At 58.8% G+C, this 24,109-nt stretch carries 26 protein-coding genes and 1 riboswitch; of the genes, 18 read left to right on the forward strand and 8 right to left on the reverse strand.

Annotated elements, in window-relative coordinates; all coding sequences use genetic code 11:
* Nucleotides 1-15 precede the first annotated feature (15 nt).
* Nucleotides 16-303, forward strand: coding sequence for a hypothetical protein (locus AC6I8E_RS05490; RefSeq protein WP_497824508.1), 288 nt, complete (start codon nucleotides 16-18; stop codon nucleotides 301-303).
* A gap of 83 nt (nucleotides 304-386) precedes the next feature.
* On the opposite strand, the gene modF is transcribed toward AC6I8E_RS05490, so the two are convergent.
* Nucleotides 387-1,859, reverse strand: coding sequence for a molybdate ABC transporter ATP-binding protein ModF (gene modF, locus AC6I8E_RS05495; RefSeq protein ID WP_201251523.1), 1,473 nt, complete (start codon nucleotides 1,857-1,859; stop codon nucleotides 387-389).
* 69 nt (nucleotides 1,860-1,928) lie between these two features.
* Complete coding sequence (gene modE, locus AC6I8E_RS05500; RefSeq protein WP_095707537.1) at nucleotides 1,929-2,711, reverse strand: molybdenum-dependent transcriptional regulator; 783 nt, start codon at nucleotides 2,709-2,711, stop codon at nucleotides 1,929-1,931.
* A 136-nt stretch (nucleotides 2,712-2,847) separates the two neighbouring features.
* On the opposite strand from modE, the gene AC6I8E_RS05505 reads away from it, so the two are divergent.
* The 4 genes from AC6I8E_RS05505 (at nucleotide 2,848) to modC (ending at nucleotide 5,666) form a co-directional block, all read left to right on the forward strand.
* Nucleotides 2,848-3,003: an AcrZ family multidrug efflux pump-associated protein gene (locus tag AC6I8E_RS05505; protein WP_033731900.1), complete on the forward strand. Its 156-nt coding sequence runs from the start codon at nucleotides 2,848-2,850 to the stop codon at nucleotides 3,001-3,003.
* A gap of 145 nt (nucleotides 3,004-3,148) precedes the next feature.
* A complete protein-coding gene (modA, locus tag AC6I8E_RS05510) occupies nucleotides 3,149-3,922 on the forward strand; it encodes a molybdate ABC transporter substrate-binding protein (protein ID WP_041456714.1) in 774 nt (257 codons plus the stop codon).
* Nucleotides 3,919-4,608, forward strand: coding sequence for a molybdate ABC transporter permease subunit (gene modB, locus AC6I8E_RS05515; protein ID WP_013357173.1), 690 nt, complete (start codon nucleotides 3,919-3,921; stop codon nucleotides 4,606-4,608). Before modA ends, modB begins: the two co-directional genes overlap by 4 nt.
* Nucleotides 4,608-5,666 (forward strand): molybdenum ABC transporter ATP-binding protein ModC, encoded by a 1,059-nt coding sequence (gene modC, locus AC6I8E_RS05520; RefSeq protein WP_013357174.1) that lies wholly within the window; start codon nucleotides 4,608-4,610, stop codon nucleotides 5,664-5,666. Before modB ends, modC begins: the two co-directional genes overlap by 1 nt.
* On the opposite strand, the gene AC6I8E_RS05525 is transcribed toward modC, so the two are convergent.
* Entirely contained in the window at nucleotides 5,667-6,485 is an 819-nt protein-coding gene (locus AC6I8E_RS05525) for a pyridoxal phosphatase (RefSeq protein ID WP_497824509.1), read from the reverse strand.
* Nucleotides 6,486-6,640: 155 nt separating this feature from the next.
* Here AC6I8E_RS05525 and pgl point away from each other — a divergent pair, with 155 nt between their 5' ends.
* Entirely contained in the window at nucleotides 6,641-7,642 is a 1,002-nt protein-coding gene (gene pgl, locus AC6I8E_RS05530; protein ID WP_497824510.1) for a 6-phosphogluconolactonase, read from the forward strand.
* A 333-nt stretch (nucleotides 7,643-7,975) separates the two neighbouring features.
* On the opposite strand, the gene AC6I8E_RS05535 is transcribed toward pgl, so the two are convergent.
* Both AC6I8E_RS05535 and bioA read right to left on the reverse strand, forming a co-directional pair.
* Nucleotides 7,976-8,452, reverse strand: a complete 477-nt coding sequence (locus tag AC6I8E_RS05535) for a kinase inhibitor (protein ID WP_013357177.1) — start codon at nucleotides 8,450-8,452, stop codon at nucleotides 7,976-7,978.
* 75 nt (nucleotides 8,453-8,527) lie between these two features.
* Complete coding sequence (gene bioA / locus AC6I8E_RS05540) at nucleotides 8,528-9,832, reverse strand: adenosylmethionine--8-amino-7-oxononanoate transaminase (protein ID WP_147788512.1); 1,305 nt, start codon at nucleotides 9,830-9,832, stop codon at nucleotides 8,528-8,530.
* Between the two features lie 86 nt (nucleotides 9,833-9,918).
* On the opposite strand from bioA, the gene bioB reads away from it, so the two are divergent.
* The 4 genes from bioB to bioD are packed head-to-tail and all read left to right on the forward strand — an operon-like array spanning nucleotide 9,919 to nucleotide 13,508.
* Complete coding sequence (gene bioB, locus AC6I8E_RS05545) at nucleotides 9,919-10,950, forward strand: biotin synthase BioB (protein ID WP_033782361.1); 1,032 nt, start codon at nucleotides 9,919-9,921, stop codon at nucleotides 10,948-10,950.
* Nucleotides 10,950-12,101, forward strand: coding sequence for an 8-amino-7-oxononanoate synthase (bioF, locus tag AC6I8E_RS05550; protein ID WP_147788511.1), 1,152 nt, complete (start codon nucleotides 10,950-10,952; stop codon nucleotides 12,099-12,101). The genes bioB and bioF overlap by 1 nt, the downstream gene beginning before the upstream one ends.
* Complete coding sequence (bioC, locus tag AC6I8E_RS05555) at nucleotides 12,085-12,840, forward strand: malonyl-ACP O-methyltransferase BioC (RefSeq protein ID WP_147788510.1); 756 nt, start codon at nucleotides 12,085-12,087, stop codon at nucleotides 12,838-12,840. Before bioF ends, bioC begins: the two co-directional genes overlap by 17 nt.
* Nucleotides 12,837-13,508 carry a dethiobiotin synthase gene (bioD, locus tag AC6I8E_RS05560; protein WP_147788509.1) on the forward strand — a complete coding sequence of 224 codons (672 nt, stop codon included), beginning with the start codon at nucleotides 12,837-12,839 and terminating at the stop codon, nucleotides 13,506-13,508. The genes bioC and bioD overlap by 4 nt, the downstream gene beginning before the upstream one ends.
* A 121-nt stretch (nucleotides 13,509-13,629) precedes the next feature.
* Here bioD and AC6I8E_RS05565 read toward each other — a convergent pair whose 3' ends face one another.
* Entirely contained in the window at nucleotides 13,630-14,352 is a 723-nt protein-coding gene (locus tag AC6I8E_RS05565) for an ABC transporter ATP-binding protein (protein WP_013357183.1), read from the reverse strand.
* 891 nt (nucleotides 14,353-15,243) lie between these two features.
* Here AC6I8E_RS05565 and uvrB point away from each other — a divergent pair.
* Nucleotides 15,244-17,265, forward strand: coding sequence for an excinuclease ABC subunit UvrB (gene uvrB / locus AC6I8E_RS05570; RefSeq protein ID WP_033731912.1), 2,022 nt, complete (start codon nucleotides 15,244-15,246; stop codon nucleotides 17,263-17,265).
* On the opposite strand, the gene AC6I8E_RS05575 is transcribed toward uvrB, so the two are convergent.
* Complete coding sequence (locus AC6I8E_RS05575) at nucleotides 17,249-18,172, reverse strand: gluconeogenesis factor YvcK family protein (RefSeq protein ID WP_033782368.1); 924 nt, start codon at nucleotides 18,170-18,172, stop codon at nucleotides 17,249-17,251. The two genes, uvrB and AC6I8E_RS05575, sit on opposite strands and share 17 nt — an antisense overlap.
* Before the next feature lie 204 nt (nucleotides 18,173-18,376).
* Nucleotides 18,377-18,510, forward strand: a riboswitch (molybdenum cofactor riboswitch).
* Between AC6I8E_RS05575 and moaA the strand changes: the two genes are divergently transcribed.
* From moaA to moaE, 5 genes are all read left to right on the forward strand, one after another.
* Entirely contained in the window at nucleotides 18,500-19,486 is a 987-nt protein-coding gene (gene moaA / locus AC6I8E_RS05580) for a GTP 3',8-cyclase MoaA (RefSeq protein WP_061061958.1), read from the forward strand. (Overlaps the previous riboswitch by 11 nt.)
* 14 nt (nucleotides 19,487-19,500) lie before the next feature.
* On the forward strand, nucleotides 19,501-20,016 hold the full coding sequence (gene moaB, locus AC6I8E_RS05585) for a molybdenum cofactor biosynthesis protein B (protein WP_013357188.1): 516 nt from the start codon (nucleotides 19,501-19,503) through the stop codon (nucleotides 20,014-20,016).
* 2 nt (nucleotides 20,017-20,018) lie between these two features.
* The gene (gene moaC, locus AC6I8E_RS05590) at nucleotides 20,019-20,504 is read left to right on the forward strand and encodes a cyclic pyranopterin monophosphate synthase MoaC (protein WP_147788508.1); all 486 of its coding nucleotides are present in this window, start codon (nucleotides 20,019-20,021) and stop codon (nucleotides 20,502-20,504) included.
* Complete coding sequence (gene moaD / locus AC6I8E_RS05595) at nucleotides 20,497-20,742, forward strand: molybdopterin synthase sulfur carrier subunit (RefSeq protein ID WP_147788507.1); 246 nt, start codon at nucleotides 20,497-20,499, stop codon at nucleotides 20,740-20,742. Before moaC ends, moaD begins: the two co-directional genes overlap by 8 nt.
* Nucleotide 20,743: 1 nt before the next feature.
* Nucleotides 20,744-21,196 (forward strand): molybdopterin synthase catalytic subunit MoaE, encoded by a 453-nt coding sequence (gene moaE, locus AC6I8E_RS05600; RefSeq protein ID WP_147788506.1) that lies wholly within the window; start codon nucleotides 20,744-20,746, stop codon nucleotides 21,194-21,196.
* A gap of 95 nt (nucleotides 21,197-21,291) precedes the next feature.
* On the opposite strand, the gene AC6I8E_RS05605 is transcribed toward moaE, so the two are convergent.
* Nucleotides 21,292-22,077, reverse strand: a complete 786-nt coding sequence (locus AC6I8E_RS05605) for an OBAP family protein (RefSeq protein WP_147788505.1) — start codon at nucleotides 22,075-22,077, stop codon at nucleotides 21,292-21,294.
* 106 nt (nucleotides 22,078-22,183) lie between these two features.
* On the opposite strand from AC6I8E_RS05605, the gene AC6I8E_RS05610 reads away from it, so the two are divergent.
* Entirely contained in the window at nucleotides 22,184-23,278 is a 1,095-nt protein-coding gene (locus AC6I8E_RS05610; protein ID WP_135909669.1) for a DUF1615 domain-containing protein, read from the forward strand.
* A gap of 98 nt (nucleotides 23,279-23,376) precedes the next feature.
* Nucleotides 23,377-24,084: a Bax inhibitor-1/YccA family protein gene (locus AC6I8E_RS05615; RefSeq protein ID WP_095707523.1), complete on the forward strand. Its 708-nt coding sequence runs from the start codon at nucleotides 23,377-23,379 to the stop codon at nucleotides 24,082-24,084.
* Nucleotides 24,085-24,109: the final 25 nt, after the last annotated feature.

Below are 24,109 nucleotides of genomic sequence, written 5' to 3' on the forward strand. Positions count from 1 at the left end.
AAAGCGTCCCGCGCCATGGACAAAAACGCCGGGAGCGTTTTTGAACAACGCAACGCGTTGGCCCGGCAACGGGCGCACCTTATGGATGAGGTGCGTACTAAAAACGCCGGGAGCGTTTTTGAACAACGCAACGCGTTGGCCCGGCAACGGGCGCACCTCAGGGATGAGGTGCGTACTAAAAACGCCGGGAGCGTTTTTGAACAACGCAACGCGTTGACCCGGCAACGGGCGCACCTCAGGGATGAGGTGCGTAATCGCGCGGGCCGAGCGGCCATGGATGGTTTAAGCGACTTTCCGATCTGACCGTGTTGCCTTCGCAGACTCGGTCTCACCGCTGGGTATGGCAGACTTTGTCAGCAATCTCGTTGAGGGACATTGTTAACGCGTTAGCGCAGCGTTTCCTGCTGAAAAGCGTAGCCGCCATCATGGGGAATAAAGCTCAGACGATGCGTGATGCAGGCGGGCGCATCTTCGGCATGATGGGAAACAAACAGCAGCTGCGTGCGACCTTCGCCAATCAGCACATCGACGAAGCGCCGTACCAGCTGACGGTTAATCGGGTCGAGGCCTTGGAGTGGCTCGTCCAGAATCAGCAGCGTCGGATGCTTAACCAGCGCGCGGGCAATCAGCACCAGCCGCTGTTGTCCCCATGAGAGCGAGTGGAACGGCGCATCGCCCAGCCGGTTATCCATTCCCAGCAGTGTCAGCCACTGTTGTGCCAGCGCTTTCTGCCGATCGGACGCCGCCTGATACAGACCGATGGAGTCGAAGAAACCCGACAGGATCACCGTCCGCACATTGGTGCTGACGCGATAATCGAGGTGCAGGCTGCTGCTGACATAGCCAATATGCTGTTTGATATCCCAGATGGTTTCGCCACTGCCGCGACGACGGCCAAACAGGGTGAGATCATTGCTGTAGCCCTGCGGATGATCGCCGGTTACCAGACTCAGCAGCGTCGATTTTCCGGCGCCGTTCGGACCGACAATCTGCCAGTGCTCGCCCACGTTAACTTGCCAGTTCAGCCCCTGAATCACCGGCTTATCATTGTAGGAGACGGTGCCGTTGCGCAGGATAACGCGCGGGGCATCATCCGCCAGTGAAGGCAGCTGATCCGGCACATCCGCTTCGGGCAGCGCCATACCCATCAGCTGCTCACTGTGTGCCAGCTGTGCCACCAGCGCTTCCGTTAAGATCGTCTGGCGCGGGCCACTGTGCGTGAGCGTGCACTCCGCCAGCACACCCACCTGCTGAACGAAATCGGGAATATCGTCAAAGCGATTAAGCACCAGCACCAGCGTAAACGCCGGATGCTGCAGATTGCATAACGTGTCGGTCAGGCTGGCACGCGACGCCACATCCAGTCCGTCAAACGGCTCATCTAAGATCAGCAAATCTGGCTGGTTCATCAGGGCCTGGCAAAGCAGGGTTTTGCGGGTTTCGCCGGTTGAGAGATATTTGAAGCGGCGTGACAACAGCGGTTCGATGCCAAACTGCTGTGCCAGTTGTTTGCAACGTTCCGGCTGCTGCACTTCCGCCTGAATCACCTCTGCCACGATCAGCCCGGTATCCTCTTCGCCTTCGCTGAGCATATCGGTGTTGTTGCGCTGCCACTCCTGCGCCACCAGCGTCTGTAACTGCTCCAGCGACAGACGGACCGGCCTTGTGAAATCGCTGCTCACTGAACCCGCAAGCGGCGGCAGTTCACCGGAGAGTGCGCGCGCCAGTGAGGATTTACCGCTGCCGTTGGCACCGACAAAGGCCCAGCTTTCGCCGCGCTGAAGTTCCACCTGATTCAGCGTCAGTATCCGGGTATCGCTAAGATGAAACGTGCCTTGCAAAATATGCAATGAAGCCATGATTTGTTCCATTTTCTGCATCGTGTCATTGAGTTGTAACCATTGGCTGTAATGATGTCAAATCAGCTGCTAGAGCAGGGTGGCGACGATGGCGTTCTCCGCATTGAAACTGGCGATCACCGCGTCGCCGGGCTGCAGCTTCAGCTGCTGTAGCTGTTCATTAGTAAGAGTGGCACACAGGGTTTCGCCGCTGGCGAGCTGCATCAGCACCTCAGTCATCTGCTCACCCGGTTCGATGGCAGTGACGGTGGCGGCCAGCTGATTGTCTTCCTCTGCGGCGTCACGACTGATGCGGATCCACGGCGCTTTGATCAGCACCAGCACCTCTTTACCCGCCGCCAGCTGCAGACGATCGGCGCTGCGCTGGGTCAGCGCCACATTGAGCTGAGTGACGCCATCAGCCAGCTGAATCAGCAGATGCTGAACCACCTGCTGCGCATCGTTGCTGACCACGGTGCCGAACAGCTGGTTGCGGGCGCTGGTCTGCAGTGAGAAGCGAGCGATGGCCGCCAGCAGGCTGTCGAGCGGCAGCGTATCCTGCTGCAGCGCATCGAAGGCTTTCTGCTGGATCTGCTCCATCAGATGAAACAGCTGAATCAGGCGTTCACCGTAGCGGGTCAGCGTGGCTCCGCCGCCGCCTTTGCCGCCGGTTGCCCGCGCCACCAGCGTCTCATCCGCCATCTGGTTCATCTCATTAATCGCATCCCAGGCACTTTTGTAACTGATGCCAGCCAGCTTCGCCCCCTGACTGATCGATCCGGTCTGCTGGACGCGTTTCAGCAGCTCAATACGCCGCGGATCGGCAAACAGTTTCTGTTGTAAACGGATATGAAGGGATAGTTCAGCTTCCATGACAGCTCCGGCAAAGGGTTAAGGCGAAGGCCGATGATAGCGGCGTTTTATGACCAAAGTAAAAGCACGAAAAGGGCTGCGCAAAATTTTACTGACCCGTTACAATCACTTTTTTGTTAGCAGAGTGAGACTCTCCATGCTGGAATTACTGAAAAGCCTCGCCGTGGCCGTACTGATGGTCCCTGTGGTAATGGCGCTGATGCTGGGTATGATTTATGGCCTGGGTGAAGTGTTTAATATCTTCTCTAAAGTGGGTCATCGCGAAAAATCTTCAGCCCGTTCGCATAATTAATTTCTGCCACGCCCGCCATCCTGGCGGGCGTCGTCATTTTTGTAACGCACCGATTCAACCTTCTCTGACGCCTGCCGATAATTTACTGAACCTCCCTGATATTGCGTTATATTATCCGCTACACAACGAATAGCCGGAGAGAATCATGTCATTTAATTACACCCGCTGGGGCGTCGCGGCGCTGGTTACCGTGTCGCTGGCCGGACAGGCCGTGGCCGCCGATAACATTACCGTGTTTGCCGCGGCTTCGCTGACCAATGCGATGCAGGATATTGCCAGTCAGTATCAGAAGGAAAAGGGCGTAACGGTCGTCTCTTCGTTCGCCTCATCCTCCACGCTGGCGCGTCAGCTTGAACAGGGCGCGCCTGCCGACCTGTTTATCTCTGCCGATCAGCAGTGGATGGATGATGCCGTAGCGAAGAAAAGCGTGATCACCCGCACCCGCTACACCCTGCTGGGCAACGACCTGGTACTGATTGCGCCACGCAGTGCCGCAGCTAAAGCGGTGACGCTGGATCCTCAGACCGACTGGAAAACATTGCTGCACGGCGAACGTCTGGCGGTTGGCGATCCGGACCACGTTCCGGCGGGAATTTACGCCAAAGAAGCGCTGCAAAAACTGGGCGCCTGGGACGGCGTTGCGCCCGCGTTAGCGCCCGCTAATAATGTGCGGGCAGCGCTGGCGCTGGTCGAGCGTAACGAAACGCCTTATGGCATTGTCTACGGTTCGGACGCCGTCGCCAGCGACAAAGTGCAGGTGGTGGGGCGTTTTCCGGCAGACAGCCATAAACCGGTGGAATATCCGATGGCGATCGTAAACGATCACGACACGGCTACCGTTAAAGCCTTTTATGATTACCTGAAAGGGCCGCAGGCTGCGGCGATTTTCAAACATTACGGATTCACACCAACGAAATGATACTCAGCGATCCCGAATGGCAGGCAGTACTACTTAGCCTCAAAGTCTCTGGCATAGCCGTGCTGGGCAGTCTGCCGTTTGGCATCCTGATGGCCTGGATTCTGGTGCGCTGCCGTTTCCCCGGCAAAGCGCTGCTCGACAGCCTGATTCACCTGCCGCTGGTGCTGCCGCCGGTAGTGGTGGGGTATCTGCTGCTGGTTAGCCTGGGACGACGCGGGATCATTGGTGAAAAGCTGTTTGACTGGTTTGGTTTCAGCTTTGCGTTCAGCTGGCGCGGTGCGGCACTGGCGTCTGCCGTCATCGCCTTTCCACTGATGGTACGCGCCATCCGGCTGGCGCTGGAAGCGGTGGATAGCCGGCTGGAGCAGGCAGCGCGTACGCTGGGTGCCGGACGCTGGCGGGTCTTTTTCACCATTACACTGCCGCTGACGTTGCCGGGTGTGATCGCCGGAACGGTACTGGCGTTTGCCCGATCGCTGGGCGAATTTGGCGCCACGATCACGTTCGTTTCCAATATTCCCGGTGAAACGCGCACGCTTCCGCTGGCGATGTTTACCCTGATCGAAACGCCCGGTGCAGAGGGTGCGGCGGCGCGACTCTGCGTGATCGCTATCGTGCTGGCACTGGGTTCACTGCTGGCGTCGGAATGGCTGGCACGGGCAGGCCGTAAGCGGATGGGAAGCTGATGCTATCACTCAACTTTATGCAGCAGCAGGGCGATCATCAGCTTGAGGTCGATCTGCAGATCCCGGCCAAAGGGATCACCGCCATTTTCGGTGTTTCCGGTGCCGGTAAAACCTCACTCATCAACGCCATCAGCGGACTGACTCAGCCGCAGCGCGGGCGAATTGAGCTTAACGATCGCCTGCTGTTTGATGCAGAGCAGAAGATTGCGCTGCCGCCGGAAAAACGCCGCATCGGTTATGTGTTTCAGGATGCTCGGCTGTTCCCGCACTACCGGGTCCGGGGCAACTTGCAATATGGTATGGCGCCGTCAATGAAAGCGCAGTTCGACAGTCTGGTCTCGCTGCTGGGGCTGGAGGCGCTGCTGTCGCGCTTTCCGCTGTCGCTGTCGGGCGGTGAAAAGCAGCGGGTCGCGATTGGCCGGGCGCTGCTGACCGCACCGGATATGCTGCTGCTGGATGAGCCGCTGGCGTCGCTGGATTTGCCGCGCAAACGTGAACTGATGCCGTATCTGCAAAAGCTGGCGAAGCAGGTCGATATTCCGATGCTCTACGTCTCGCACAGTCTGGATGAAATCCTGCATCTGGCTGATAACGTGCTGGTGCTGGATGCGGGCAAGGTTAAAGCCTTTGGTCCGCTGGAGCGGGTCTGGAGCAGCAGCGCGATGCGGCCCTGGCTGCCGGTGAGCGAACTGACCAGCGTGCTGCGGGTGCAGGTGCTGGAGCAGCATCCCGACTATCCGATGACCGCACTGTCGCTGGGCGATCAGCACATCTGGGTCAGCCGGGTAAATCAGCCGGTGAAAACGCCGCTGCGTATTCGCATCGCCTCATCCGATGTTTCGCTGGCGCTGCAACCGCCGCAGCATACCTCCATCCGCAACATTTTACCGGCACAGGTCGTTGAGCTGCTGGAGGTCGGAGACCAGGTAGAGGTGAAGCTGCGTATCGGCATCAGCGAACTCTGGGCGCGCATCACGCCGTGGGCGCGCGATGAACTGGGCATCCGGCCCGAACAGTGGCTCTATGCCCAGATTAAAAGCGTCTCCGTGACGCCCTGATTACAGGACGAACTGACGGAGAGTATCGGCAATACCGGTTTCAAGGTTAGTGCCGATCACCTTTTTCGCCCGTGCTTTGATCGCCTCGTCGGCATTGCCCATCGCCACGCCCAGTCCGGCCGTTTCCAGCATGCTGAGGTCGTTGTAGTTATCACCAAATGCGATCACATCGGACATGCTCAGCCCCAGCGATTCAACCCACTGCGCCAGCCGTTTGCCTTTGCTGTTGCCGCCTTTAGCGATATCCACCTGATCGTGCCATGACCATTCGCAGGCCAGTCCCAGCTCCGCTTCCACCGCAGTGGCGAACTGTTGCAGCTCCTGATGATTGTCGTGCGACAGGGCAAACTTCCAGATCGAACTGGCGTCACGTGCCGCCTGGGCTAAATCAGGCACCTGACGGAACAGCGGACGCTGATGCTCAGGCAGCGATTCGGCCCATTTCAGCGTGCGCATCACGTGACCGGTCGGCGTCTGATAGAGCATCGCATCATCCACGTAAAGCAAGCCGTGAATCTGCTGCTGATCCAGCCTCTCAATGACCTGTAACGCCAGCTGCGGGTCGAGAGGATCGGACGCCAGCACCTGTTTCGCCTGGTAATCATACAAATAGGTGCCATTACAGCAGATTGCGGGTGTATCCAGTTGTAGTGCCTGATAAAAAGGGTGGATAGCGCAGTGATGGCGTCCGGTCACAATAGCGACATGAACACCCGCCTGGCGGGCCTGGTTCAGTGCGTCAATTGACTGCGGCAGAATCGTTTTGGCTGGGGTCAGCAGCGTGCCGTCGAGGTCGAGGGCAATTACCCGGTAGCTCATTCATCCTCTCGTTTTTTCAGGTTTGCAGAGGCTGAAGTCTACACCTGTCCACGGTCCGGAGACAAAAAACAGGGCACAAATGATTCCAGCGCAGGCCAATAAAACACGCTACAGTGATTCACAGATCATGATCAGGCAGCAAAAAAGGAGAATGCATGAAACAGGTTGTCTACACCGCCAGTCCCGAGAGCCAGCAGATTCACGTCTGGCAGATGAATGATGAGGGTGCGCTGACGTTGCTTCAGGTGATTGATGTCGCCGGCCAGGTTCAGCCGATGGTGGTGAGTCCGAAACGCGATTTTCTCTATGTCGGTGTGCGTCCCAATTTTCGCGTGCTGGCGTTCCAGATTGCCGCCGATGGCACGCTGACCGAAGCCGGTCAGGCACCGCTGCCGGGCAGTCCGACCCACATTTCCACCGATCGCGAGGGCCGGTTCCTGTTCTGCGGTTCCTACAATGATGCCTGCGTCAGCGTCAGCCCGATTGGCGATGATGGCATTCCGCAGGCCCCGCTGCAGGTGATCAACGGTTTGGATGGCTGCCACTCGGCCAATATCGATACCGATAACAAGACACTCTATGTACCGGCACTGAAGCAGGACCGTATCTGTCTGTTTGCGCTGGGCGCAGACGGTCAGCTGACGCCGCGCAAACAGGCGCAGGTCACGACGGTAGAAGGCGCAGGTCCGCGTCATATGCAGTTTCATCCGTGCGGGCAGTTTGCTTACTGCGTCAACGAGCTCGACAGCACGGTTGATGTCTGGGCATTAAATACCGGTGAAGGCGAAGCAGAAAGCGTGCAGACGCTGGATATGATGCCGCCTGACTTCAGCGGTACGCGCTGGGCAGCCGATATTCATCTGACGCCGGATGGCCGTTTCCTCTACGCCTGCGATCGCACCAGCAGCACGCTGGCAATTTTCAGCGTCAGCGAACTGGGCGATGAACTGACGCTGGAAGGGTTCCAGCCGACGGAAACGCAGCCGCGCGGGTTCAATATCGATCACAGCGGACGTTTTCTGGTGGCGGCGGGACAGAAATCGCATCACATCGAAGTGTATGCGATTAGCGAACCGAAGGGGCTGTTACAGCCGCTGGGACGTTATGCGGTAGGGCAGGGCCCGATGTGGGTGGTGATTCATCAGCTGCAGGCGTAACGCATCCTGAAAAACGCCTCTCCTGAGCGGGAGGGGCGTGAGATTGTTAACGAAGTCTGCCACTGCCAGCTATGAGATCGTGCAGACACAGGGAATAGGGTCAGATCAGAAAGACGCAAAAGCCACCATCCATGGCACGCTCGGCCCGCGCAATTACGCACCTCATCCCTGAGGTGCGCCCGTTGCCGGGCCAACGCGTTGCGTTGTTCAAAAACGCTCCCGGCGTTTTTGTCCCTGGCGCGGGACGCTTTCCTCTTCTGACCCTGTTCCCTGCTATTTAAGCTAATGCGTTGCTGCCAGATCATTTAGCTTTGGGTTTGTCAGTTGTCAGTCTTACTGATAATTCACGGTCAGCGAGGCGCTCGCCAGGGCGTGGAAATGCACATTAAAGCCGACCATTGCGCCACTGGCGCCTTCATCCACCTCAATCGTCTCCACATCCAGCGCATGCACGGTGAAAATGTAGCGATGGGTTTCGCCCTGTGGCGGTGCCGCGCCACCATAGCCCGCCTGACCGAAATCGGTGCGGGTCTGGATTGCGCCTGCTGGCAGTGACGCTTTGCCGGAACCGGCACCCTGCGGCAGTGACGTGGTGCTGGCCGGAATATTCGCCACGACCCAGTGCCACCAGCCGGAACCCGTCGGCGCATCAGGATCGTAGCAGGTCACCACAAAACTTTTGGTGCCTTCCGGTGCCGCTTCCCAGGCAAGATGGGGAGAGATATTCTCGCCCTGATAACCCATGCCGTTGAAAACATGCTTTTCTGGCATCTTCTCGCCGTCATTAAAATCCTGACTAAAAACGCGCATCACATCTCCTTAACTGTCGATGAATAGCCTTTCATCATAACCAAAAGCGCCACCAGTGCCAGTGGTCAGCCCGCTTCAGGCGGCAAAATGTTGCGAATGTTCCAGCGCGCCGCCAATTGCCTGCACCAGCTGACTCAGTGCCTGGGGCGTGATGATGTAGGGCGGCATCAGGTAAATCAGCCGACCGAATGGCCGGATCCAGACGCCCTGTTCAACAAAGAACTGCTGCAGCGCCGCCATGTTGACCACCTGATGGGTTTCCACCACGCCAATCGCCCCCAGCACGCGCACATCGGCCACCTGCGGTGAACGGCGCAGCGGCAGCAGCTCAGCCCGCAGCTGCTGTTCGATTGCGGCCACCTGACGCTGCCAGTGACCGTCCGCCAGCATGCTCAGGCTCTCCGCCGCCACCGCACAGGCCAGCGGATTGCCCATAAAGGTCGGGCCATGCATAAAACAGCCTGCCGCGCTGCGGCTGATGGTGTCGGCGACGTCGCGGGTGGTCAGGGTCGCTGCCAGCGTCATCATGCCGCCGGTCAGCGCTTTGCCGACGCAGAGAATATCCGGGGTAATGCCTGCATGTTCACAGGCAAAGAGCTTGCCGGTGCGGCCAAAGCCGGTAGCGATCTCATCCGCTATCAGCAGTACGCCATAGCGGTCGCACGCTTCCCGCACCTGCTGCAGATAGCGCGGATGATAGAAACGCATGCCGCCCGCACCCTGCACAATCGGCTCAAGGATCACCGCTGCCAGCTGCCGGTGATGCTGTTCGATCAGTCGGGCGAAATCATCGAAATCGCGTTCGTCCCATTCATCATTAAAGCCGCAGGCCGGTGCCGCCGCAAAGTGGTGCTCAGGCAGATAACCGCGCCACAGACTGTGCATCGAGTTATCGGGATCGCAAACCGACATCGCGGCAAAGGTATCGCCATGATAGCCGCGCTTCAGCGTCAGGAACTGCTGGCGCGTCTCACCCCGGCCCAGCCAGTACTGTAGTGCCATCTTCATCGACACTTCCACCGCCACCGAGCCGGAATCGGCCAGGAAGACGCACTCCAGCGCCTCGGGCGTCATCGCCACCAGCTGACGGCAGAGCGCCACTGCTGCCGGATGGGTAATGCCGCCAAACATCACGTGCGACATCTGCGTGACCTGCTCCGTTAGCGCCCGGTTCAGTCGCGGGTGGTTGTAACCATGAATCGCCGCCCACCACGATGACATTCCATCCACCAGCTCACGGCCATCGGCCAGCTGCAGCTGAAAACCCTGCGCAGCGACGACCGGGTAGCAGGGCAGCGGATCCTTCATCGAGGTGTAGGGATGCCAGATGTGCTGGCGGTCAAAACGGGCATCATCGGAGGAGAAAACGGGGGTAGTCATCGGAGTTGTAAACCAAAATAAAAAAATATAGTTTACAAGTATACCCCTGCTTTCTGTCGGGATGACACCCTTTTCTGGAGTACGTAATGGCTCAACGCTGGACAATTGCACAGGCGCAAGCGCTGTTTGATCAACCTTTTCTTGAACTGATGTTTAAAGCGCAGCAGGTGCATCGTCAGCACTTCGACCCGCGCCAGGTGCAGGTCAGTACCCTGCTGTCGATCAAAACCGGCGCCTGCCCGGAAGATTGCAAATATTGCCCGCAGAGCGCGCGCTACAAGACCGGCCTGGAGTCGGAACGTCTGATGGAAGTGGAGGAGGTACTGACCTCCGCGCGTCAGGCCAAAGCCGCCGGTTCGACCCGTTTCTGCATGGGTGCCGCGTGGAAAAACCCGCACGAGCGCGATATGCCCTACCTGGAAAAGATGGTCGAAGGCGTGAAGGCGATGGGAATGGAAACCTGCATGACGCTCGGCACGCTCAGCGATCAACAGGCGCAGCGGCTGGCGGGCGCGGGCCTCGATTACTACAACCATAACCTCGACACCTCACCGGAATTCTATGGCTCCATCATCACCACCCGCAGCTATCAGGAACGTCTGGATACGCTCGGCAAAGTGCGCGACGCCGGAATCAAAGTCTGTTCGGGCGGCATCGTCGGCCTGGGCGAAACCGTGAACGATCGCGCCGGTCTGCTGGTGCAGTTAGCCAATCTGCCGACCCCGCCGGAGAGCGTGCCGATCAACATGCTGGTTAAAGTCAAAGGCACGCCGCTGGCGGATAACGATGACGTTGAACCGTTCGATTTTATCCGCACCATCGCGGTGGCGCGCATCATGATGCCGACCTCGCATGTGCGCCTCTCCGCGGGCCGCGAGCAGATGAGCGAGCAGACTCAGGCGATGTGCTTTATGGCCGGGGCGAACTCGATTTTCTACGGCTGCAAACTGCTGACCACGCCGAATCCGGAAGAGGATAAAGACCGCGTGCTGTTCCGCAAACTGGGGCTGAACCCGGAGCATACCCACACCCAACACGGCGATCAGCAGCAGGAAGAACACCTCAGCGAGCAGCTGTTCCATGCCGATACAGAACAGTTCTACAACGCGGCGCTGTAATGAGCTGGCAGCAACGACTTCAGCAGGGGCTGGCGCAGCGCCGTGCGGCCGATGGCTGGCGACAGCGTCGAATCATCGATCAGCAAGCCACCCGCACGTTAGAGAGCGGTGGCCGCCGCTATCTGCACTTCTCCAGCAATGACTATCTCGGTTTAACCCGCCATCCGGCGGTGATTGCGGGCTGGCAGCAGGGCGCGGCGCTGGCGGGCGCGGGGGCGGGTGCCTCAGGTCACGTCACCGGTTATCACCGTCAGCACGCCGAACTTGAGGCGCAGCTGGCCGACTGGCTCGGCTATGACCGTGCGCTGCTGTTTATCTCCGGCTTCGCGGCCAATCAGGCAGTGATTCATCTGCTGGGCGAGAAAAACGATCGCATCCTGGCCGATAAACTCAGCCATGCCTCGCTGCTCGACGCCGCCAGCCACAGCCCGGCGCAGCTGCGGCGTTTCAGTCATAACGACCCGGAGAGCCTGACGGCACGGCTCGCGTCACCCTGCGAGGGGGAAACGCTGGTGGTGACCGAGGGGATTTTCAGCATGGATGGCGACAGCGCACCGCTGGCTTCGCTGGCGCAACAGACGCGTCAGGCACAGGGCTGGCTGCTGGTGGATGATGCGCACGGCATCGGCGTGGCAGGTGAGCAGGGGCGGGGCAGCTGCTGGCAGCAGGGCGTTAAGCCGGAACTGCTGGTGGTCACTTTTGGCAAAGCCTTTGGCGTCAGCGGTGCCGCGCTGCTGTGCGATGCGGATACCGCCGACTATTTCCTGCAGTTCAGCCGGCATCTGATCTATTCCACCGCCATGCCCGCTGCGCAGGCTGTGGCGCTACAGGCGGCACTGCGCGAAATTCAGCAGGGTGATGCGCTGCGCCAGCTGTTGCAGCAGAACATTGCGCATTTCCGGCGTGGCGCGGCCGCGCTGCCGTGGCAACTGATGGACTCAGCCAGCGCGATCCAGCCGCTGCTGATCGGTGAAAATGGCGATGCGATGGCGCTCTCGGCGCGGCTGGCGGAGGCGGGCTGCTGGGTCAGTGCGATTCGGCCACCTACCGTGCCGCCGGGAACGGCCCGGCTGCGCATTACCCTGACGGCGGCACATCGCCCGGAAGATATCGATCGGTTACTGGAGGCGCTGCATGACGCTGCGGGTTGATAAGCAGGCGGTGGCACGTGCCTTTGGTCGGGCGGCCAGCCATTACGATGCCCATGCGGCACTGCAACGGCTCAGCGGCGATGCGCTGCTGGCACGCGCACCGGCTCACAGCGGGCTGCAGCTGCTGGATGCCGGGTGTGGCACCGGCTGGTACAGCAGGCTGTGGCGCGAACGCGGCAAACAGGTCACGGCGCTGGATCTCTCACCACAGATGCTGCAACAGGCGCGGGACAACGACGCGGCGCAGCACTATCTGGCGGGCGACATCGACGCGCTGCCGCTGGCGGATAACAGCATCGACATGGTGTGGAGCAACCTGGCGGTGCAGTGGAGTGAGGATCTGCCCGGCGCGCTGCGCCAGTTCCGGCGGGTGCTGCGGCCCGAGGGCACGCTGCTGTTTTCCACGCTGGGCGACGGTTCGTTGCATGAGGTGCATGAAGCCTGGTCCCATCTGGATGCGTTACCCCATGCTAACCGCTTTCTCAGCGAGGCGGAGATTGCGGCGGCCTGCCATGCAGAGCAACTGGTTTGCAGCGCAGAAAGGGTGACGCTGCATTTTCCCGATGCGCTCAGTGCCATGCGTTCGCTGAAAGGGATTGGCGCGACCCATCTGCATCAGGGCCGCGACAGGCAGATACTCACCCGACAACGGCTCAACCAGTTAGAGGCACACTGGCCGCGCGATCGGCACGGCTATCGCCTGAGTTACCATTTAATTTACGGAGTTACGCTTTCATGAAACGGCTTTTTATCACCGGCACCGACACCGAAGTCGGTAAAACGGTCGCCAGCGGCGCACTGTTGCAGGCAGCCGCCGCAGCGGGCTACCGCTGTGCGGGCTACAAGCCGGTTGCGTCAGGCTGTGAGATGACGCCAGAAGGCATTCGTAACAGTGATGCGCTGGCGCTGCAGCGCTTCAGCAACGTGCCGTTAAGCTATCAGCAGGTCAATCCGCTGGCGTTTATGGAGCCGACCTCGCCACACATCGTCAGCGCCGAAGAGGGCAGGCCGATCACCCATCTGGCACTGTCAGCGGGTCTGGCGGCGCTGGAGCCACTGGCGGACTGGATTCTGGTCGAGGGTGCAGGCGGCTGGTACACCCCGCTGTCAGAGACGCACACCTATGCGGACTGGGTGGTCAGCGAACAGCTGCCCGTGATTCTGGTGGTGGGAATTAAGCTCGGCTGCATCAACCACGCCATGCTCACCGCCGAGGCGGTGCGTGCGTGCGGCCTGCCACTGGTGGGCTGGATCGCCAACACCGTCGAGCCGCCTGGCAAACGCTATCAGGAATATCTCACCAGCCTGAAGCAGCGACTGCCTGCGCCCTGTCTGGGCACCATTCCGTATCTCACCGATGCGCAGCAGCAGGCCTCCTGTGGACAGTATCTGACGCTGCCAGAGTAAAAAACTGGCCCCACCGGCTTTTGCTCAATCAGTATGAGCCTGTGCAGTGCTCACCAGCCTGAACGTCAGGTTGTTGCGCGCTGCCTGCAATCCTGACGCCTGCCGTGACAGGGACTCAGCGTCAGGCCACCGTCAGCCACTTATCCACGGTGTGGTCATCGAGCTGCTCCATGCTGCCCTGCGCCACATTACGGCCACGGTGCAGCAGCAGGAAATAGTCCGCCACCCGCCGAATCAGCGACAGGCGCTGCTCCAGCAGCAGGATGGTCAGCCCGTAGTCGAGGTTAAGCCGGCGGATCAAGTTGCCCATCTCCTCTTCCAGCCACGGTGACATCCCATCAGTCGGCTCATCCAGAATCAGCAGTTTGGGCTGCAGCACCAGCGCGCGCGCCAGGGCCAGCTGTTGCTGCTGATCGATGGGCAGATCGCCGCTGCGTTGCTGGCGCAGGGAGTAGAGCGCCGGGAACAAATCAAAGACCATTTCGGGAATGGCGCGATGACGATCGCGCTGGCTGGCACCCGCCAGCAGGGCAATCAGCAGGTTATCTTCCACACTCATCTGGGTAAAAATATGGCGGCCCTGCGGCACATAGCCGATGCCCATCTGCGCCCGCTGTTCGGCCGGTTGCAGCAGCAAATCTTCCGGCGGCGAGCCATCCTCTTTCCAGGAAATGGTGCCGCTGTTAATCGGCAGTCTGCCCATGATGCAGTTGACCAGCGTGGTCTTGCCCATGCCAGGACGGCCCAGAATGCCGGTGCAGGTGCCAGGCGACAGATCCAGGTCCACATCCCACAGGATATGGTTCTGACCGTAAAATTGATTTACCGAACGTAGACTCAGCATCTGACACTCTCCTTCCCGATCATTAGCCTGATTGCTTCCGCTCTTTGTCGTCTGGCAAACAAGTCATCAGCAACGGCAGCCTCACCATTGCAGCACAGTGCGCGTAAAGCGCGGTGACGTTACTGACTCCTGCAATTCCCAGGCCAGATCTTAAAACGGCCCTGTTTCCTGCTGAAGTGCGCTGTACCAGGGAGGAAAGGTGAGAAAAACTTATCAATTACCCATGGTCATCACGCGCCTGCACTTTTACAGTGCCTGCGGGCGCTGTTTGTGGTGCAGACATGCTGCGTAACGCAGAATGTCTGATTAAGAATCTTAGTGGAATGATGAAAATTTGCGTGCCACGCCAGGCGACAGATTAAAAATGCAGAATAATCCGTCAGCAGCCGACGCGAAATTTAACGCAAAAAAAATTATTTTCAACGAGGCGGGACGGCAGGGAAAAATTATACACAGCTGATGGCGGCGGGGCTGCCATCACTTATCCACTATTCCTGTGGATAACCTTGTGCATTAGGTAATGAAAACCGGTTAGAAGCGAGGAAATACGCGGCCTGGTAACATAATGACGAGATTCTGGCCTTATTAGCTTAAACCAGTAAAATCAGCTGGTTATCAAAAAACAAGCCTGCGAATTTTCTGTCAGGTAACCGAACTGTAATTTTGTGACGTTCTATTGACAAATGTTAAATCCGATCCCGGTCTGGGGATAACATTGCGCAACACGCTTTGCGATATCACGTATCTGAAGCAGGCGGGCTAAGTCTTACCCTGATTGCATTAACCTTGCACGATTACTGTTTTTATATCCAGTATTATTTTCTGGCAAAATCACCATAGCAGAGTAAAATAAGTGGCTGCCCGCCGACTTCTCCAGCAGGAACTGCATTCATGACCAAAGCTTTTAAACTCAATTCCGCCTTTAAACCTTCGGGCGACCAGCCTGAGGCGATCCGTCGCCTGGAAGAGGGGCTGGAGGATGGACTGGCCCACCAGACCTTATTAGGCGTGACCGGCTCCGGTAAAACCTTTACCGTCGCCAACGTCATTGCCGACCTCAATCGCCCGACGATGGTGCTGGCACCGAACAAAACGCTGGCGGCGCAGCTCTATGGCGAGATGAAAGAGTTTTTCCCGGATAACGCCGTCGAGTTTTTCGTCTCTTACTACGACTACTATCAGCCTGAAGCCTATGTGCCGAGCTCCGACACCTTTATTGAAAAAGATGCGTCGGTGAATGAACACATCGAACAGATGCGTCTGTCAGCGACCAAGGCGCTGCTGGAGCGGCGCGACGTTATCGTGGTGGCATCGGTTTCGGCGATCTATGGTCTGGGCGATCCCGATCTCTATCTGAAAATGATGCTGCACCTGACACGCGGCATGATTATCGATCAGCGCAGCATTCTGCGCCGTCTGTCAGAGCTGCAGTACACCCGCAACGACCAGGCGTTTCAGCGCGGCACCTTCCGCGTGCGTGGCGAAGTGATCGATATCTTCCCGGCGGAGTCGGACGATATTGCGCTGCGCGTCGAACTGTTTGACGAAGAGGTCGAGCGTCTGTCCCTGTTTGACCCGCTGACCGGGCAGATCGATTCAGTGGTGCCGCGCTTTACCATTTATCCCAAGACGCACTACGTCACGCCGCGTGAGCGCATTCTGCAGGCGATGGAAGACATCAAAGTCGAGCTGGCGGATCGCCGCCGGGTGCTGCTGGAGAACAATAAACTGCTGGAAGAGCAGCGTATTACTCAGCGTACCCAGTTTGATCTGGAGATGATGAGTGAGCTGGGTTACTGCTCCGGCATCGAGAACTACTCGCGCTACCTCTCCGCACGCGGACCGGGCGAAGCGCCACCGACGCTGTTTGACTATCTCCCTGCCGATGGCCTGCTGGTGGTGGATGAGTCGCACGTCACCATCCCGCAGATTGGCGGCATGTACAAAGGGGACCGGGCGCGCAAAGAGACGCTGGTGGAGTATGGCTTCCGCCTGCCGTCGGCGCTGGACAACCGTCCGATGAAGTTTGAAGAGTTTGAGGCGCTGGCCCCGCAGACCATCTATGTCTCGGCAACGCCGGGCAAATATGAGCTGGAAAAATCGGGCGACGAAGTGGTCGATCAGGTGGTGCGTCCTACCGGTCTGCTGGATCCGATCATCGAAGTGCGTCCGGTCGGCACCCAGGTTGACGATCTGCTGTCGGAAATCCATCAGCGCGTGGCGATCAACGAACGTGTGCTGGTGACGGTGCTGACTAAGCGCATGGCGGAAGATCTCACTGAATATCTGACGGAGCATGGCGAGAAGGTGCGCTATCTGCACTCCGACATCGACACCGTAGAGCGTATGGAGATTATCCGCGACTTACGTCTGGGTGAGTTTGATGTGCTGGTGGGCATCAACTTACTGCGTGAGGGGCTGGATATGCCGGAAGTGTCGCTGGTGGCGATTCTGGATGCGGATAAAGAGGGCTTCCTGCGTTCCGAACGATCGCTGATTCAGACCATTGGTCGTGCGGCGCGTAACATCAACGGTAAAGCGATTCTCTATGGCGATAAAATCACGCCGTCGATGGCGCGTGCCATTGAAGAGACAGAGCGCCGCCGCGAGAAACAGCAGCTGCACAACGAAAAGAATGGCATTGTGCCGCAGGGCCTGAACAAGAAGATCACGGATATTCTGGAGCTGGGCAAGAATGTGGTGAAAACCCGCGGCAAAGCGAAACCGGCTCGTCCTGGCGAGGCTCAGGCACTGGCCGATTTCCAGCTGTTAACGCCGCAGGCGCTGCAGAAGAAAATCCACGAGCTGGAAGGGCAGATGCAGCAGCACGCGCAGAACCTGGAGTTCGAACAGGCGGCCAGCGTGCGCGATCAGCTGCATGAGCTGCGAACGCTGTTTATCGCGGCCTCGTAGTGCCGTCAAAGCTCTGAATGGCGTGTTCCAGCGCCACCCGTAACAGCTGGCGGTCGTGACGATATTTAATGTCGGCGGCCTCCAGCGGTTCACGGACAATCAGCCGGTTTTCAATGCCCTCTGTGGCGACCGACGGTCCGACCACTACGGCATCGATCACCCGCTTGCCGATATAACGTTCCATCATCTGAAGCTTGTCAGCCACTGAAAGACTGGCCGCGGCGGGGCTGAGCTCACGGCCCAGATTGCCGATAAACACCATAGTGGCAGGCGTGCGACGCAGGGCCTGTGCCATCTCTTCCATCAGCAGAATCGGCATCAGGCTGGTGTAGAAACTGCCTGGACCAATCAGGATCAGATCCGCTTCTGCAATGGCCTGCAGCGCTTCCCGCGTCGGCTGGACGTTGGGATGCAGCATCAGCTCCTGCGGCGGCTGCTTCATCTCATCGATGGCGGTTTCGCCGTAAACCATATTGCCTTCGGCATCCATCGCCACCAGGTCCACCGGCTGCTCCGACATCGGGATTAAAAAGGCGTCGACCTTCAGCAGGTTACGGATGATGTTGATCGCTTCCAGCGGGCGAACGCTGAGGTGATCCAGCGCCCGTAGCATCAGATTGCCGAGGTTGTGACCGGCCAGTTCGCCGTTACCGGCAAAACGGTACTCGAACATCGCGGAGGCGACGCTGGGTTCTGCAATCAGCTGGTTAAGACAGTTGCGCATGTCGCCCCAGGCGATACCGCCTTCGGATCGACGAATGCGGCCGGTCGATCCGCCATTATCGGTGGTGGTGACGATGCCGGTGAGACGGGAGCCCAGCGGGGAAAGGGCCGACATCACGCGGCCTAAACCGTGTCCGCCGCCCAGTGCCACAACGCGATCAAGATCGGCCAGTGTGCGATTCATACTTCTCCTTAACATCTCGTCGCGTAGCGTGGCTCTAAACGCTAATCCCGCGCGGATGACTTGCGTCAAAATCTGGATCGCATTTTAACGTATCCTGTCGCGAAAATGCGGTGAAAATTCGATATGTATAAGAATATATAGCGAAAAGAGCAAATGGAAGAGTGAGGAAATTCACGCTACCATCATGTTTACCGCGCTGATCAACGGGTCAGCGTACACTCAAGCCTGAATGCCTAAGTCTGCGGATAGGGGGTTCAGGCCGTAGCCATCGAGCTGCCAGGGTGCAGGAAGAAATGACTGCATCTCCCAATCTGGAAAGGTGTTCTGGTGTCACAATTTACTGATGCATACGCGCGTAAGTTCTATTACCTGCGCCTGTCGGTCACGGATGTCTGTAATTTCCGCTGTACCTATTGTCTTCCTGACGGCTACAAACCGCAGGGAATTCGTAACAAAAGCTTTCTTTCTCTGGATGAAATCCGCCGCGTCACGCGGGCTTTCGCCGCAGCCGGAACCGAAAAAGTGCGGCTGACCGGTGGTGAGCCGTCGTTGCGCCGTGATTTCACCGACATCATTGCGGCAGTGCGTGAAAACGCCTCTATCCGCCAGATCGCAGTGACCACCAATGGCTACAGGCTGGCGCGCGACGTGAAACAGTGGCGCGACGCGGGTCTGACCGCACTCAACGTCAGCGTTGACAGCCTGGACGCCCGTCAGTTTCACGCTATTACCGGTCAGGATAAATTCCATCAGGTGATGAGCGGCATCGACGCGGCGCTGGACGCCGGTTTTCGTCAGGTCAAAGTCAACAGCGTGCTGATGCGCGATCTCAACAGCCGCAATCTGGCCACATTCCTCGACTGGATCCGCACCCGTCCGATTCAGCTGCGCTTTATCGAACTGATGGAGACCGGCGACGGCGGCACGCTGTTCCGCGACCAGCACGTTTCCGGCATGGTGATCCGCGATCAGCTCATTGCCCAGGGCTGGCAGCGTCGCGAAAGCGGACGCAGCGACGGCCCGGCGCAGGTCTTTTATCATCCCGACTATGTCGGCGAGATTGGCCTGATCATGCCTTACGCCAAAGATTTCTGTGCCAGCTGCAACCGTCTGCGCGTCTCGGCGCAGGGAAACCTTCACCTGTGCCTGTTTGGTGACGGCGGCATACCGCTGCGTGACCTGCTGGCGTCCGATGAGCAGCAGGCCGAACTGCAGGCGCGCATCGCCAGCAGCCTGGGACAGAAGAAGCAGACGCACTTCCTGCATCAGGGCAACACCGGTATCACACAGAATCTCTCTTACATTGGCGGCTAATTTCAGGAGGAAGTATGGGTAAACCAGCCAGCGAATTTCAGGCTGTGCAGATTGCGGTGATGACGGTGTCAGACCGTCGCGATGCCAGCAACGATACCTCCGGCGACTATCTGCGCGAGGCAGCGGCGGAAGCGGGCCATGAAGTGGTCGATCACGCCATCGTGCCGGATAACCTCTATCGCATTCGCGCCACCGTATCGCGCTGGATCGCCAGTGACGATGTCCAGGTGGTGATCATCAATGGCGGCACCGGCTTTAACCTGAAAAACAGCACGCCGGAAGCGCTGCTGCCGCTGTTTGACCGCGAGATTGACGGGTTTGGCGAACTGTTCCGGATGATCTCCTATGAAGAGATTGGGGGCTCGACGCTGCAGTCGCGCGCCATTGCCGGTCTGGCTAACGGGACGCTGATCCTGGCCGTGCCGGGTTCGACCAGCGCCTGCCGCACCGCCTGGGAGCGGATTATCGCTGACCAGCTTGATGCACGCACCGCGCCCTGTAATTTTGTCTCACATCTGAAGAAACGGTAAGTATGTCTCAACTCACACACATTAACGCCGCGGGCGAAGCACACATGGTAGATGTCTCCGCCAAGGCTGAAACCGTGCGCGAAGCGCGCGCCGAAGTGCTGGTGCTGATGCAGGCGGAAACGCTGCAGATGATTATGGAAGGCAGCCATCACAAAGGGGATGTCTTCGCCACCGCGCGCATCGCCGGGATCCAGGCAGCAAAACGCACCTGGGAACTGATCCCGCTCTGTCATCCGCTGATGCTGAGCAAAGTGGAAGTGAATCTGGAAGCGGAACCGGATCATAACCGGGTGCGCATCACCACGCTCTGCCGACTGACCGGCAAAACCGGCGTCGAGATGGAAGCGCTGACGGCCGCTTCAGTTGCCGCGCTGACCATCTACGACATGTGCAAAGCCGTGCAGAAAGATATCGTCATCGATCAGCTGCGGTTAATGAGCAAGAGCGGCGGCAAAAGCGGCGATTTTCAGGCGGTCGCGCATGATTAAGGTGCTGTTTTTCGCCCAGGTGCGCGAGCTGACCGGCACCGCATCCCTTGAGGTTAACGCTGACTATCCGGATGTGGCGGCGCTGCGCGCTGCGCTGGCCGAACGCGACGATCGCTGGGCGCTGGCATTGGAGTCGGGCAAACTGCTGGCGGCCGTCAACCAGACGCTGGTGCCGATGAGTCACCCGCTGCATGCTGGTGATGAAGTGGCCTTTTTCCCGCCCGTAACCGGAGGCTGAGATGGAAACGCAGATTCGCGTCGGCCCCGCACCCTTTGATATGGCGGAAGCGTATCGCTGGCTGGCGGCCTGTGATGAAGATGGAGCGGTAGTGACTTTTACCGGCAAAGTGCGTAACCACAATCTGGGTGATAACGTGGCGGCGCTGACGCTGGAGCACTATCCCGGCATGACCGAAAAAGCGCTGCAGGAGATTGTTGATGCGGCGCGCGAACGCTGGCCGCTGCAGCGCGTCACGGTGATCCACCGCGTCGGCGAGCTGTTTCCCGGCGATGAGATCGTGCTGGTGGGCGTCACCAGCGCCCATCGCGGTAGCGCCTTTTCTGCCGCGGAGTTCATCATGGATTACCTGAAAACTCGCGCGCCGTTCTGGAAGCGCGAAGCGACAGAGCAGGGCGATCGCTGGGTGGATGCCCGCGACAGCGACCATCAGGCGGTCCAGCGCTGGGACTAAGGCATTAATGGCGCAAGCGGGCAGAGGTTTCTCCGCCCGCTGCGTTACCGCTGATCCCTCCCGCGTCACAGCCCGCTAACACGCAGACACAACGCCTACGGCTGCTTCAGTTGCTCCGCCGGACCAAAGTTGGTCTGACCGTGGCTGTGCTCACCACCACCGCTGGTGCGCTTAAGCTGAATAACCTGGCCCTTTTCCCAGGCGTTAGCACCCGGCGCCGCCGGATTGGCTACGATATCCGCCCGATCGGCCCGGATCTGCTTGCTGTCCACGTCAAAGCGGCGATCGCGATCCGCCAGCAGCCGTGGATCCATCTGACCATCCTGGGTAAAGCCCATCATCAGCGCCGGAATGCCGATCGGCAGCGTTTTGTCGCGATCGGTATGCCAGGTGTGCCAGGTTTTGCCATAGGTATTCACGATGCGGGTCATCAGCGCGTGGTCGGCGACTTTCGGTAAGCCTGGCGCAATCAGCGTGCCCGATTTCACCTCATACTGATGGCTGTGCCACAGCTTCTTCTCTTCGGGCGGCAGAGTCTTAAACAGCCGTTCGCTGATGATGTACTCCACGCCCATCAGCCGCGCGTCGCGCGTGTTGCCGTCGTAAATCACCGCCTGCATCACATCGTCGTTCAGCACGGTGACATAGTGGTGGGCCTCCATCTGACCGTTTTTATCGCCGTTATAAAAATGGAAGCCATCGAGATAAGTATTGATGGCGTCGATAGGCGGACGGGACTGCATCACGCTGGCGCCGGTTTCCAGCACCTTAAGCGAGGAGGAGGTCGGCGCGCCCGGTGACTGCACCTGGGCAGGGGTATTACTGGCGCCGCAGCCGGTTAATAACAGGCTGAACGCCGCAACAGGCCAGAGTTTAAACATCGTAAGTTCCTTTAACGTTAAAAAAGGTAACCTTAGTTCAGTTCTCTCCTGCCTGTGAAACTCTGGCAATGGTAGAGTAGGGCTTTGGTTCATTCTGAGGACAGGCATGTCATCCACCCCGATTCTGCAACGTCTGACACTGGTCGCCGCCCTGGTGCTGGCGGGTTGTAGCAGCAAGAAAACTCCGGAGGCGCCGGTACGGCAGCCTGAAGATGTCAAAGCGCAAATCCAGCGGCTGCTGCCGTCGCACGTCAGTAATAAAGCGGCCTGGAGCGACGATATCTACACCACCTTCCGCACGCAGCAGATCGACCCCAGCGCCAGTAACCTGTGCGCGGTGATCGCCGTGGCGGATCAGGAGAGTAACTTCAGCGCCGAGGCCGCGGTGCCAGGCCTGCCGAAAATCGCCTGGGGCGAGATCAACCGCCGTGCAGCGCAGGTGCACGTCCCGGCCTTCCTGGTGCGCACCGCGCTGCTGATCAAATCGCCGACCGGAGAAAGCTACGCCGCCCGGCTGGACAAGGTGCGCAGTGAAAAAGACCTCAGCGCCATCTTCGATGATCTGATCGATATGGTGCCGATGGGCCAGACGCTGTTCGGCAATCTCAACCCAATTCACACCGGCGGGCCGATGCAGGTCAGCATCGCGTTTGCCGAAGCGCACGCCAAAGGCTATCCATGGCCGATCGATGGCACCATCCGGCGTGAAGTCTTTACCCGTCACGGCGGGATCTACTTTGGGACGATGCACCTGCTCGGCTATCCGGCTGACTACAGCCAGCCGCTCTATCGCTTTGCGGACTACAATGCAGGCTGGTACGCCAGCCGCAATGCGGCGTTCCAGGCGGCAGTGTCAAAAGCCACCGGTATGAAGCTGGCGCTGGATGGCGATCTGATCCTCTATGGCTCAGACGCGGCGGGCGGCACCGAACTGGCGGTGCGGACGCTCTCAAAGCAGATCGACATGAGCAACAGCGCCATTCGCCGCGATCTGGAGAAAGGGGAGAAAGAATCATTCAGCGACAGCGAACTCTGGAAACAGGTTTTTGCCCTGGCGGATAAAATGGCAGGCCGTAAGCTGCCGCGTGAAATGCTGCCGGGCATTAAGCTGGAAAGCCCGAAAATTACCCGTAATCTGACGACGGCATGGTTTGCGCAGCGCGTCGACAGCCGTTATCAGCAGTGTCTGTCGCGGCGTTAACCGGCATGTTATGGCACAGTTGAGCTGAGCTGTGCCACACTTAACTCTGGCATGGCTCCCGGCAGGGAGCTGTTCATCCGTTCAACAAGAGGTGCATCATGGACCGATATCCACGCAATGATTCCATCGTTCAACCCGCATCTCGCGGTTTACAAGCCTATATGGCGCAGGTCTATGGCTGGATGACCTGCGGTCTGTTACTGACCGCATTTGTCTCCTGGTTCGCGGCGCGTACGCCCGCAGTGATGGAGCTGGTGTTTGCCAATCGCATTACCTTCTTCGGGCTGATTATTGCGCAGCTGGCGTTGGTGTTCTTCCTGTCAGGCATGGTGCATCGTCTGAGCGGAGCCGTAGCCACCGGGCTGTTTATGCTCTATTCGGCGCTGACCGGCATTACCATGGCGAGTATCTTCCTGGTCTACACCTACTCCTCCATCGCCAGTACCTTCTTTGTCACGGCAGGGATGTTTGGTGCGATGAGCTTCTACGGCTATACCACCAAACGCGATCTGAGCCGTTTTGGCAGCCTGCTGTTTATGGGGCTGATTGGCATTGTGCTGGCGTCGCTGGTGAACTTCTGGCTCAAAAGCCCGGCGCTGATGTGGGCGATTACCTATATCGGCGTGGTGCTCTTTGTGGGATTAACCGCTTATGACACGCAGAAGCTGAAAAACATCGGTGAGCAGATTGATGCCCGCGACACGGAAAACCTGCGTCGCTATTCGATCATGGGCGCGCTGACGCTCTATCTCGACTTCATTAACCTGTTCCTGATGCTGCTGCGGATCCTCGGTAACCGCCGCTGATTTTCAGTGTAAAAGGGGGAGGCGC

Source organism: Pantoea sp. X-Soil-YNGN-785 (genome assembly GCF_059730585.1).